The sequence below is a fragment of the Enterobacter sp. KBR-315C3_2022 genome (assembly GCF_041399425.1).
Classification (GTDB): domain Bacteria; phylum Pseudomonadota; class Gammaproteobacteria; order Enterobacterales; family Enterobacteriaceae; genus Enterobacter.
Map to the genome: position 1 here is coordinate 43,864 of NZ_JBGKEB010000012.1, position 12,647 is coordinate 56,510.

Consider the following 12,647-nt stretch of genomic DNA (forward strand, 5'->3'; position numbering starts at 1 on the left):
TCCGTTGCGCAAGTGTTTTACAGGAGCGCGTTAATCCCCGCGATAAGCCGCTGCACGCCTTGCTCAAGTTTACTGCGTGGGCAGCCCGCGTTCAGACGCACAAATCCACTTCCTTCCGCGCCGTAGGTATATCCCGGCATGATCGCCACCTTTTGCTGCTCAATCAGAATTTTTTGCAGCGCGTGCTCGTCAATATTCAGCGGGCGCAGGTCGATCCAGGCAAGATAGGTCGCCTCCGGCGGCTGCCAGCCCAGATTCGGAAAAGCGCTGTTTAACTCCCGCGCAACGTACTGCAGATTGTCCTCCAGATAGCCGCGCAGGGCGTCCAGCCATGCCGCTCCCTGCTGGTAGGCCGCGATGTGCGCGGTCAGCGCCAGCACGGAAGGGGAAGAGAGCCCGTCGCGACCCTTCAGGGCGCTCATGTACGCGCCGCGGCTCGCGTCGTCGCCGATAAGCCCGTATGCGCCGGTAAGGGCGGGAATATTGAAGCTCTTGGAGCCGGACGTCAGCAGCGCCCATTTTCCCTGCGCCACCGCGCTCCACGGCGTGTGGACGTGGTTTCCCCAGACCATATCCATGTGGATTTCATCGCTGATAACCGCGACGTCAAAGCGGGCGCTCAGCGCGGCCATGGTCGCCAGCTCGTCCCGCGTCCAGACCTTGCCGGTCGGGTTTTGCGGGCTGCACAGCAGCAGGATTTTGTTCTCTGGTTTCGCCAGCTCGGCTTCAAGCGCCGCCATGTTGCCCTGCCAGCCCGAGGCGCTTTTCTCCATCGCAACGGGCACGACGCGGCGGTCGTTGCCCTCGATGGCTTTATAGAACGCATCGTAAGCGGGTGTGTGGACCACGATGCCGTCACCCGGTTTTGACCAGATGCGGATCAGCTCGGACACCATGTAAATGACGGACGGACCGTAAACCACGGATTCGGTGTCGATATGACAGCCAAAGCGCTGCCGGAACCAGTGGGCCACGGCGGCCAGAAACTCATCGTTTTTCCAGCGGCTGTAGCCGAACACGCCGTGGTTAATACGCTGGTGCAGCGCGTCGGTAATGCAGGGGGCGGTGGCAAAGTCCATATCGGAGATGGTGAAGGGCAGCAGGTCGGCGGCGCCAAAGCGGTCCGCGACGTAATCCCACTGCGTACACCAGGTGCCGTGGCGATCCACGACGGTTGAAAAATCAAACATGACGGTGCTCCTAAAAGTAAAACCCCCTCGTGGCGAGGGGGCGAGGCATCAGGCTTCTACTGTTCGCATCAGGGTGGCCAGCTCGTCCTTCACTGACTGCACCTGCGGGCCGATAACCACCTGCAAATTATGCTCATTTAACTGTACCACGCCGATAGCCCGGTTGGCTTTGAGCGCGTCGGTATTCACCTTAGACATATCCGCCACCGACAGGCGCAGGCGGGTGATGCAGTTGTCCAGCGAGGTAATGTTATCCGCGCCGCCCAGGGCTGCCAGAATAGCAGGGGTGTTGTAGCCGGATTTGCCGACCGTACCCGCAACCGCCTGCTCTACGCTGGCGGTGTCCACGTCGCGACCCGGCGTTTTCAGGTTGAAGCGGGTGATGGCGAAGCGGAAGATCCCGTAGTACACCGCGAACCAAATCGCCGCCACAACCGGCACCAGATACCACTTGGTGGACAGGCCGTGCAGAATACCGAACACCACGAAGTCGATCACGTTGCCGTCGGTGTTGCCGATGGTCACGCCCAGCACGGCCATCACGGTGAAGCCAAGACCGGTCAGCACGGCGTGGATGAGGTACAGCACCGGCGCGACGAACAGGAACAGGAACTCGATTGGCTCAGTGGTTCCGCCCACGACGCAGGCAATCACGCCGGAGATCAGCAGCCCTTTAATTTTGTGACGGTTTTCCGGGCGTGCGCAGTGGTACATCGCCAGCGCCGCGCCCGGCAGGCCGCCGAGGAAGGCCGGCATTTTGCCCTGAGACAGGAAGCGGGTTGCGCTTTCAGAGAAGCCGTGCGTGGTCGGGCAGCTCAGCTGCGCCTGGAAGATGGTCAGCGCGCCGCTCACGTCGTGGCCGCACACGTCCATGGTGCCGCCCGCTTCGGTAAAGCGGATCAGGGCCACCAGAATATGCTGCAGGCCAAACGGCAGCAGCAGACGCTCGCCGGTACCGAAAATCATCGGGCCGAAATCACCCGCGCCGTTAATGATGCGGCCAATGCCGGTAATGCCCATTGCGAAGACCGGCCAAATCAGCGGAATGACCAGCCCGAACAGCCCCATCACCACCAGCGTGATGATCGGTACAAAGCGGGTCCCGCCGAAGAAGGCCAGCGCGTCCGGCAGGCGGATGTTGTGGAAGCGCTCGTGCAGCATCCAGATAATTACGCCTGCAATCACCGCGCCGAGAATACCGGTATCGATAGACTGAATGCCGATCACGCTCTGAATGTTGTTCGCTTTCAGGACGGCAGCGTCGGTGGTCGGCAGAATGCCTTTCGCCGTCAGCCAGAAGTTAACCGCGAGGTTCATCACCGCGTAGCCAACAAAACCCGCGAACGCCGCGACGCCTTTGTTCTCGCGCGCCAGGCCCAGCGGGATGGCGATGCAGAACATCACGGGCAGGAAGCTAAAGGCAAACGAACCGACCTTGCTCATCCAGATAAAGATTGCCTGCAGCACAGGGTTGCCGAGGAACGGGATGAGGGTGATGACATCGTGGCTGCTCAGCGAGCTGCCGATCCCCAGCATGATCCCGCAGAAAGAGAGAAGCGCCACGGGCAGCATAAAGGTTTTACCCAGTTGCTGGAAAAACTCCCACAGCGATATTTTTTGTGCTGCTTTCGCCGTCATAAAACGACTCCTTGATAATTTAAACGATAATGACCTGCTTGTGATGGCGAGAAGATAAAACGTTTTACCAAAGTTTAGTGCGCGCTAAATCACATTCCTGCGCTTTGAGTGGTAGTATAAAGAGACCTTATTGATAAAACGTTTTACCGATCTCATTACAGGGAGTCACGCCACGCATGGCTGTTGCGAAAAAAATCACTATCAATGATGTCGCGCTGGCGGCGGGGGTCTCCGTCAGCACCGTGTCGCTGGTGCTGAGCGGGAAAGGGCGCATCTCTTCCGCCACCGGCCAGCGCGTCAACGAAGCTATCGAACAGCTTGGATTTGTGCGTAACCGTCAGGCGTCGGTGCTGCGGGGCGGGCAAAGCGGCGTGATTGGCCTGATTGTGCGCGACCTGACCTCTCCCTTTTATGCCGAGCTTACCGCCGGGCTGACCGAGGCGCTGGAAACGCAGGGCAGAATGGTGTTTTTACTGCACGGCGGGCGGGAGGCGGATCAGCTGCTTCAGCGGCTGGATATGCTGCTGGCGCAGGGCGTCGACGGCATTATTATTGCCGGGGCGTCCGGCGTGGGGAGCGAGCTGTGCGAACGCGCCGCGGCGAAGGGCGTGCCGCTGGTCTTCGCGTCGCGCGCCAGCTATCTGGACGAGGCCGATACGCTGCGCCCGGACAACATGCAGGCGGCGCAGATGCTGACCGAGCATCTTATCCGCCGCGGCCATCAGCGCATTGCCTGGCTCGGCGGAAAAAGCTCGTCCCTAACGCGCGCCGAGCGCGTCGGCGGCTACTGCGCCACGCTGATTAAGTTTGGCCTGCCGTTCCATAGCGAATGGGTCGTGGAGTGTGATTCCAGCCAGAAGAAAGCGGCAGAGGCGATAGGCACGCTGCTGCGCAGCTATCCCACCCTCAGCGCGGTGATTTGCTATAACGACATCATCGCGATGGGTGCCTGGTTCGGCTTACTGCGTGCGGGCCGCCAGAGCGGCGAGGGCGGCGTAGAAACCTTCTTTGGCCAGCAGCTTGCGCTCGGGGCATTCGCCGACGTGGGGGAAAATGCGCTCGACGATCTGCCCATCGTCTGGGCGACCACGCCCGCGCGGGAAATGGGCTACACCCTGGCAGACAGAATCATGCAGCGGATTGAAAAAGCGGACGCGCAGATCGGGCATCAGATCGTGGCGGCGCGGCTGGTGACACCGTAGGCCGGGTACGACGCAGCCGCCACCCGGCAATAAAAAAGCCCCTCGACGAGGGGCTTTTTTTTACTGCTGTGGTGCCGGAGGCGTAGCCGGTGCTGCCGGTTCCGCAGGCTGTGGTACGCCCAGCGTTGGCATGCCAAACATGCTAACAAAGACATCCAGCGGCATTTTATCGCCGTTGAGGGTCACCTGGCCGCTGGCGTACTGCAGGCTGGTGGAGATGGTGTTGTCTTCCACTTTGGTGATGCGGAACATCTGGCCCATTGCCGCCAGGCCTTTCACCTGCTGGCTCGCCAGCTTGCCGGCATCGTCATCGCCATAACCTTCCAGCTTCGCAATCTGGGTCATAAACTCGGTCGCCATGTCCATCGGAATGGTCAGCTTGCTGTCGAGGGACTTCACGCCGCGGTCCACTTGCTGCGACAGCGTCTGCGGCTCGCCCGTGGCAGCAGACGGATCCTTCAGGAACAGCGACAGGTTCAGGTTGGTTTCGCCCTTGCTGTTTTTCCAGCTCAGCGGCGCAACGGTGATCACCGGCTCGCCTTTAAGCAGGATCGGCAGATTATTAAACAGCACCGCCATGGCCTGCTGCTGATAAACGACCGGATTCTGCTGCATCTTAGCGTCGGTCAGCAGCGCCTGGCTTTCTTTGCCGTATTTCTGGCTAAATTCATGCCACGCCTTGCCGTCGATATTGCCAATCTTCAGTGACAGCCTGCCGGTGCCCAGGTCCTGATTCTGCACCTTCAGGCTCTTGAGGGTGTAATCGAGCTGGGTATTGATGCTCTTGCCGTCTTTGGAAACGTCAGATTTACCGTCGAGATCCATGCCTTCCAGCACCGCCATCTCTTTGCCCTCAACGGCAATAGCCAGCTTTTCAAGACTCAACTTTTGATCGCCAATGCGCTCATCAAAATCGGTCATCCGGCTGTTGCCGCTGGCTTTGATGTTATTGAAGGTGAGCTGAACTTTCTGGTTGTATTCATTAACGGCATTGACCAGACCGCTTTCGGCTTCCCCGGTCAGGGAGACGGTTTTACCGTCACGATCGGCCTCAAGCTGGAAATTACCGCCGCTGAAGGCCACCTTATCGGTACCGTTTTCGTAGTTCAGCGCTTTCAGATCGATATCGGAGTGGGTATCACCGGAATAGCCGATGCGGGTATTGATCTCAAACGGCGAGGTATTTTTCGCCATATCAAAGAGAGGCTTCGTGACCTCATTGTTGACCAATACGGTTCTGGCTGACGCCATCGACGGGATCAGGTTGAAGGTTTTTAGCTGCGCCAGCGGGAAGGGACCGTGGCTGACCGCCTCGTCCAGCACCACGCTTTGCCCTGGCTTAAGCCATGAATTTTGGCTGCCCGCGACGGGCTTAACCACGACCTGCATATGGCTGGTAAAGACGCCGCGCTGGTAGTCCTGGTAGCTCAGCTCAATGCCGGCTTCCGGCGCGCTGCGCTTAATTTCGCTGTTTGCCTGCGCCATCATTTCTGCCAGGCGACCTTCCAGCTGTTTGCCGGTAAACCATGAGGCGCCCGTCCAGACCACGCCCAGAGCTACAATCACGCCTACCGCTACGACCGATTTTTTCATTGCGATTATCCCTAAAATGAAACCAGGCGGTCCATAACCGCCCGGTGATAAAGTCTTTAACTAGCTTAGCAAGAGTTGTTAAAAAATTCAGTAAGTGCTTATAGCTTATTGAAAACGCGCGCCAGGCGGCCGGTGCCGCTCACGCTGACCGGAGATTCATTCGCCGCAACGAATGCCGACTCGCCGGGTTTAAGCACCAGGCGCTGTTCGCCTTTTGCGAGTACCGCTTCACCTTCCACGCAGAACATAATGGCCGCGCTGTCCTGCGACACGGACGTTTCGGTGCTGCTCAGGTCGTGCAGAGAGAAGGCAAAATCATCCACCGGAATAGGGAAGTCCAGCTCCGCACCGTGCTGCACGGGCTGGGTCAGCAGCTCGGCCGCCGGTTTGGCGACAAACTTCACGTTGGCGACCAGCTCGGGGATATCGATGTACTTCGGCGTCAGGCCCGCGCGCAGCACGTTGTCGGAGTTCGCCATGACCTCGAGCGCCACGCCCTGCAGGTAGGCGTGCGGGGTTTCGGCAAACAGGAACATCGCTTCGCCCGGATTGAGCTTCACCACGTTGAGCAGCAGCGGGGAGAACAGGCCACTGTCGTCCGGGTAAAATTCTGCGATAACGCGAATGGTGTCCCACGGCTCGCCCTGCTGGCTGCCCAGCGCGGCCTTAAGTATCGCCAGCGCGTGCGCCTTTTCTTCACCCTGCATGTTCAGCAGGCTGGCAAACAGCTGGCTCAGGCCTTCCGCGTTCGGGTTTTCCAGGAAGTGGGCGATGGCGTTGTTCGCGCCCGCGACCGGCTGCAGCAGGGAGATAATCTCGGAAAACTCGCGAAACGCGTTCATCGCCAGGAAAGGGGTAAGGGCGAAAACCAGCTCCGGCTTGTGGTTAGGATCTTTGTAGTTACGCTCGGCGGCGTCCAGCGGAATGCCAGCCGCGTTTTCTTTCGCAAAGCCAATTTCGGAGGCTTTTTTATTCGGATGGACCTGAATGGAAAGCGGCTGATCGGCGCACAGCACCTTAAACAGGAACGGCAGCTCGCCGAAGCGGTTCGCCACCTTCTCGCCCAGCAGTGCGGCTTTATCCGCGTCGATCGCGTCGCGCAGGCTGCGGGTTTCACCGTTGGCGTCGGCGATTTTTGAGCTGCTCTTCGGGTGCGCGCCCATCCACAGTTCTGCCATCGGCAGGTTGTTTGGGTTCGCGATACCGTAGAGATCCGTTAACGCAGTTTTACTTCCCCAGGCGTAGTTTTGCACTGAGTTGATGAGTTTTTGCATTATCAAGCCCTGATTCAAATGTGGAATTAACTCCGCGTATTAAAGCAATAAACTGCGTGGAAGTAACCTTCGGAAGCAAAAAGTCGTCCTAGTCTCAGTTTTTGTTAAAAAATTGTGTAGGATAAGCTAACTCGCTTTTAAGCCGGGCAGCGGAACATCTGCCCTCACTAATCAGACCGAAGCAGTAAGTGAGAGAACAATGTCGAATAAACCCTTCCATTATCAGGATCCTTTCCCGCTGAGTAAGGACCAAACCGAGTATTACCTCTTAACCCGCGATTACGTTTCCGTTTCCGAGTTCGAAGGGCAGGAGATCCTCAAGGTTGACCCGCAGGCGCTGACGCTGCTTGCCCAGCAGGCGTTTCACGATGCCTCCTTTATGCTCCGTCCGGCGCACCAGCAGCAGGTTGCCGATATCCTGAGCGATCCGCAGGCCAGCGAAAACGATAAATACGTTGCGCTGCAGTTCCTGCGCAACTCCGATATTGCCGCCAAGGGCATTCTGCCAACCTGCCAGGACACCGGCACCGCAATCATTACCGGCAAAAAGGGCCAGCGCGTCTGGACCGGCGGCGGTGACGAAGCGGCGCTGGCGCACGGCGTTTACAACACCTACATCGAAGACAACCTGCGCTATTCGCAAAACGCGGCGCTGGACATGTACAAAGAGGTCAACACCGGCACCAACCTGCCCGCGCAGATCGACCTCTACAGCGTGGACGGCGACGAGTACAAATTCCTGTGCATCGCCAAGGGCGGCGGCTCGGCCAACAAAACCTATCTTTACCAGGAAACCAAAGCGCTGCTCACGCCGGGCAAGCTGAAGAACTATCTGGTTGAGAAAATGCGCACGCTCGGTACCGCCGCCTGTCCGCCGTACCACATCGCGTTCGTGATTGGCGGCACCTCGGCGGAAAGCACCCTCAAAACCGTGAAGCTGGCGTCGACGAAGTACTATGACGGCCTGCCTACCGAGGGTAACGAACACGGCCAGGCGTTCCGCGACGTGCAGCTTGAGCAGGAGCTGCTGACCGAAGCGCAGAACCTGGGGCTCGGCGCGCAGTTCGGCGGTAAATACTTTGCCCACGACATCCGCGTGATCCGCCTGCCGCGCCACGGCGCGTCCTGCCCGGTCGGGATGGGCGTCTCCTGCTCGGCGGACCGCAACATCAAGGCGAAGATTAACCGCGACGGCATCTGGATCGAAAAGCTGGAAAATAACCCCGGCAAATACATCCCTGAAGCGTTGCGTAAAGCGGGCGAGGGCGAGGCGGTGCGCGTTGACCTGAACCGCCCGATGAACGAGATCCTGGCGCAGCTTTCCCAGTACCCGGTCTCCACCCGGCTTTCCCTGAACGGCACGATTATCGTCGGCCGCGACATCGCCCATGCGAAGCTGCAAGAGCGCCTGGACAACGGCGAAGGGCTGCCGCAGTACATCAAGGATCACCCGATCTACTACGCGGGCCCGGCGAAAACGCCGGAAGGCTATGCCTCCGGTTCGTTAGGCCCAACCACCGCGGGCCGCATGGACTCCTACGTTGACCAGCTTCAGGCCAACGGCGGCAGCATGATCATGCTGGCGAAGGGCAATCGCAGCCAGCAGGTAACGGACGCGTGCCACAAGCACGGCGGCTTCTACCTCGGCAGCATCGGCGGCCCGGCAGCGGTGCTGGCGCAGGGCAGCATCAAGAGCTTGGAGTGCGTGGAATATCCGGAGCTGGGCATGGAGGCTATCTGGAAAATTGAGGTGGAAGACTTCCCGGCGTTTATCCTCGTGGATGACAAAGGCAATGACTTCTTCAAGCAGATCCAGTCTTCCCAGTGTTCGGCCTGCGTGAAGTAATTTGACGACATTACCCGGCCTATATTCTCGTAGGTCGGGTAAGCGTTAGCGCCACCCGACACCACAAGAGCGCACAAAGCGCCATATCGTTTCTCAGAAGTCATCAATACTTATCCCTTAAGCCTGTGAGCAATCCCATCTTTATTATCAAGGAGAAAGTAATGACAACGGTACGCCATGAGAAAGATTCAATGGGCGCCATCGCGGTTCCGGCCGACAGGCTGTGGGGCGCGCAAACCCAGCGTTCGCTGGAGCATTTCCGCATTTCAACCGAGAAGATGCCCGTTTCGCTGATTCAGGCGCTGGCGCTGACCAAACGCGCGGCGGCTAAGGTGAATCAGGATCTCGGCCTGCTGGCGGCGGAAAAAGCCTCGGCCATCATCAACGCCGCCGACGAAGTGCTGGCAGGTAAACATCCCGAAGAATTTCCCCTCGCCATCTGGCAGACCGGCTCCGGCACCCAGAGCAATATGAACATGAACGAGGTGCTGGCGAACCGGGCCAGCGAGCTGCTGGGCGGCGTGCGCGGCGTGGAGCGTAAAATCCATCCGAACGACGACGTCAATAAAAGCCAAAGCTCTAACGACGTGTTCCCGACCGCGATGCACGTGGCGGCGGTCATTGCTATCCGCGAGCAGCTTATTCCGCAGCTCAACGTTCTCAAAACCACGCTCAATGAGAAGGCGCAGGCCTTCCGCGATATCGTCAAAATTGGCCGAACTCATTTACAGGACGCCACGCCGCTGACGCTCGGCCAGGAGATCTCCGGCTGGGTGGCGATGCTGGAGCACAGCCTGAAGCATATCGAGCATGGCCTGCCGCACCTGTCGGAGCTGGCCCTCGGCGGTACGGCGGTCGGCACCGGGCTAAATACCCATCCGGAGTACGCGGTGCGCGTTGCCGCAGAGCTGGCGGCGATTACCGGACAGCCGTTTGTCACCGCGCCGAATAAATTTGAAGCGCTGGCGACCTGCGATGCGCTGGTCCACGCCCACGGCGCGCTGAAGGGGCTGGCGGCGTCGCTGATGAAAATCGCCAACGACGTGCGCTGGCTGGCCTCCGGCCCGCGCTGCGGCATCGGCGAAATCAGCATTCCTGAAAACGAGCCGGGCAGCTCGATCATGCCGGGGAAAGTCAACCCGACCCAGTGCGAAGCCATGACCATGCTCTGCTGCCAGGTGATGGGTAACGACGCGGCCGTGAATATGGGCGGCGCGTCCGGCAACTTCGAGCTTAACGTCTATCGCCCGATGGTGATCCACAACGTGCTGCAATCTGTGCGCCTGCTGGCGGACGGGATGGAGAGCTTTAACGAGCACTGTGCGGTCGGCATTGAGCCAAACCGCGAGCGCATCAGCCAGCTGCTGAACGAGTCGCTGATGCTGGTGACGGCGCTCAATACCCATATCGGCTACGACAAAGCCGCGGAGATCGCCAAAAAGGCGCACAAAGAGGGGCTCACGCTCAAGGCCTCCGCGCTGTCGCTCGGCTACCTGACGGAGGCCGAGTTTGACGCCTGGGTCCGGCCGGAAGCGATGGTGGGAAGCCTGAAATAGTTACTCTGCAACGTACAGGTGCAGCCGCGGAATAATAAGACGCAGCGGCTGCGCCTGCGGCTTATAGCGATGCTGAACGTTTTCGGCATCGTAGTTCAGCAGCTCGCCAATATCCGGCACTACGGCCCCCTGATCTTCGTCATACAGCGCAATTAGCGGCGTCGGGCAGGCATACTGCACCTGCTTTTGTTCCCCGGAATACCAGACGCGGGCGATGGGCTGCACTTTCACGGGGCGCTTAATCTTGAGGCGCGCCTCGGCGGGCAGTGATGCAATGCTGTGATACTCCTGCTCCAGACGCTCAATCCACTGCTCGCGCGACCACGGTGCCACCGTGCGCGGCGCTCTCAGGCTTTTTTCCAGCAGGGCGAGAACCTCATTGCGGGTGAAGTTTTTAATGATGTGCTTGTTGGCCCAGCCAAAGCGCAGCGTGGCGGGACGGCGCAGCGCCGTCAGCGAGCGGTAGGCGTTTAGCGTGATCAGCCCCGGCAGCTGGCGGTGCACCCATTCGAAGCGGGCGGCAGGTGCCAGGCCTGACTCCTCGGTCACCATTTTTTCAAACGCGGCTTTCAGGGCGTTGATATGCGCGATCTGCGCTTCCAGCGACTCCCGGGCCTGCGCATCGGTTTGCAGGCAGATGACGCCGGGCAGGCGCACCGCCGCCTTGCTGCTGCGGTTTTCCGACTGCTGCTGAATAAACAGATGACGATAGTGCGCGAGCGCCAGCGTCAGCGCGGTGCTGCCGATATGCTGTTTCACCTCGATGGTCGCCAGCGGATCGTGCTCAGCGCCTTTCGCCACGTCGGGCAGGGAAAAAACGCGCGCGGCCAGCAGCCGACAGCTCTGCAAATGCTCCGTCAGGGTAAGCAGCGCGTGTTCTATTTCCCGGAAGGTGGTGTTCAGCCGCTCGATGAGATCGTAAGTCGCCATAATGCCTCTCATTAGTTACAACATACTTACGGTATAGCACAGCACGCCGGGTCAGGCCAGCGTGCGGTTTGGGTCAGGCAGGAATGGGAAGGGGAATGTTGTGGTAAACCGGCCAGTGAAAGGTGAAGCACGCGCCGCCCAGTTCGCTTTCGCCGCAGCGTACGGAACCGCCCATCGCCAGTGCGATGGAGTGCACAATCGCCAGCCCAAGGCCGCAGCCGCCCGTGGCGCGGTCCCGGCTGGGGTCAAGGCGTACAAACGGCTCAAACACCGTCTCGCGCTCCTCGGCGGCAATGCCTGGGCCATCGTCCTCAACCGTCAGCGTGGCCTGGCTTCCCTGCAGATCCAGGCCGATCCGCAGGGTTGTGACACTGTAACGCATGGCGTTGTTGACCAGGTTATCCAGGACGCGCTCCATCAGGCGCATATCCAGCGCTCCGTAATCTCCCGGTGCGAGGGCGGTCAGCAGCCTGCGCTGTGGGTTAACGCTTTGAACGTCATCGATGTGGGTTTGTATCCAGACGGGCAGATCCAGCGTGGTGAGATTGAGTTCGGTTTGCGGCCTGTCCAGGCGCGCGTAGGTCAGCAGCTCTTCAATCAGCGCTTCAAGCTGGCCGATATCGCGATTGAGCGCCAGAGATTCCGCCTCGGTAAGGTTCTCGCTCATCTCCAGGCGGTAGCGCAGGCGCACCAGCGGGGTACGCAGCTCGTGGGCGATACCGTCAATCAGCTGTTTCTTGCTGGCAATCAGCGCGTTGATGTTGTCCGCCATCTGGTTAAACGCAATGCCCAGGCGATCGAAGCTGGACCCGCTGTCGAAATGTATCCGCTCGGCCAGATGCCCTTCGCCAAAACGCTGCGCGGCGGACTCCAGCTTCAGCATATCCTGCCAGTGCGGGCGCATCCAGATGAACACCGGGAAGGCGAGGGAAATGGCGATGAAGGCCAGCAGCGCCATGTCCAGCAGCCGCATCTGGTGTAAATAATAGAGATAAGGTACCGGTCCGACGGCCAGCACGTAGTGGCTGCGGGGAATACGCTGAATAAAGGTGTATTTTTCATCCAGCGCGACAATGTCGCCGTCACGCAGGCGCTGCATGGCAGGAGCGTCCAGGTCGAAATTCTTCAGCGGTTCGATACGAAGATCGAATGACAGGTTTAAATCCAGCTCTTTCATCGTCCGCGCCCAGTCGTGCGGCGGAATTTCCCGCAGCTCGCTGCGCATCAGGTAGAGCGAACTTTTCATCAGGTCGTCCAAGGACTGGCGTCCCGCCCGTTCGGCGGTGAACTTATAGACCAGCCCGACCAGCATGGTCATCACCAGAAAGCAGACAAACAGCAGAAGATAAAACTGCACGAACAGCTTTTTCATGAGGTATCACCGAATGAATGTATTTACGACCTTGCCGGACGAACCC

General features: G+C 59.4%; 9 protein-coding genes. 3 read left to right on the forward strand and 6 right to left on the reverse strand.

The annotated features are described in order from the left end of the window. Positions 1 to 17 precede the first annotated feature (17 nt). Together AB8804_RS14070 and malX are read right to left on the reverse strand one after the other, a co-directional pair. Entirely contained in the window at positions 18 to 1,190 is a 1,173-nt protein-coding gene (locus AB8804_RS14070; RefSeq protein WP_371187129.1) for a MalY/PatB family protein, read from the reverse strand. Positions 1,191 to 1,238: 48 nt separating this feature from the next. Then, positions 1,239 to 2,828, reverse strand: coding sequence for a maltose/glucose-specific PTS transporter subunit IIBC (malX, locus tag AB8804_RS14075; protein ID WP_371187131.1), 1,590 nt, complete (start codon positions 2,826 to 2,828; stop codon positions 1,239 to 1,241). Positions 2,829 to 3,004: 176 nt separating this feature from the next. On the opposite strand from malX, the gene AB8804_RS14080 reads away from it, so the two are divergent. After that, positions 3,005 to 4,030 carry a Mal regulon transcriptional regulator MalI gene (locus tag AB8804_RS14080; RefSeq protein ID WP_371187133.1) on the forward strand — a complete coding sequence of 342 codons (1,026 nt, stop codon included), beginning with the start codon at positions 3,005 to 3,007 and terminating at the stop codon, positions 4,028 to 4,030. A gap of 60 nt (positions 4,031 to 4,090) precedes the next feature. Here AB8804_RS14080 and AB8804_RS14085 read toward each other — a convergent pair whose 3' ends face one another. Together AB8804_RS14085 and manA are read right to left on the reverse strand one after the other, a co-directional pair. Continuing rightward, entirely contained in the window at positions 4,091 to 5,623 is a 1,533-nt protein-coding gene (locus tag AB8804_RS14085) for a YdgA family protein (protein ID WP_371187135.1), read from the reverse strand. Positions 5,624 to 5,721: 98 nt separating this feature from the next. Further along, positions 5,722 to 6,897, reverse strand: coding sequence for a mannose-6-phosphate isomerase (gene manA, locus AB8804_RS14090; protein WP_371187137.1), 1,176 nt, complete (start codon positions 6,895 to 6,897; stop codon positions 5,722 to 5,724). Between the two features lie 199 nt (positions 6,898 to 7,096). On the opposite strand from manA, the gene fumA reads away from it, so the two are divergent. Then, complete coding sequence (gene fumA, locus AB8804_RS14095; RefSeq protein WP_371187139.1) at positions 7,097 to 8,743, forward strand: class I fumarate hydratase FumA; 1,647 nt, start codon at positions 7,097 to 7,099, stop codon at positions 8,741 to 8,743. A 161-nt stretch (positions 8,744 to 8,904) separates the two neighbouring features. Further along, positions 8,905 to 10,299, forward strand: a complete 1,395-nt coding sequence (fumC, locus tag AB8804_RS14100; RefSeq protein ID WP_371187141.1) for a class II fumarate hydratase — start codon at positions 8,905 to 8,907, stop codon at positions 10,297 to 10,299. Here the strand turns inward: fumC and tus are convergent, their stop codons facing one another. Continuing rightward, entirely contained in the window at positions 10,300 to 11,229 is a 930-nt protein-coding gene (gene tus, locus AB8804_RS14105) for a DNA replication terminus site-binding protein (RefSeq protein WP_371187143.1), read from the reverse strand. It abuts the gene before it with no gap. 73 nt (positions 11,230 to 11,302) lie between these two features. Further along, positions 11,303 to 12,601, reverse strand: a complete 1,299-nt coding sequence (rstB, locus tag AB8804_RS14110) for a two-component system sensor histidine kinase RstB (RefSeq protein WP_371187145.1) — start codon at positions 12,599 to 12,601, stop codon at positions 11,303 to 11,305. Positions 12,602 to 12,647: the final 46 nt, after the last annotated feature.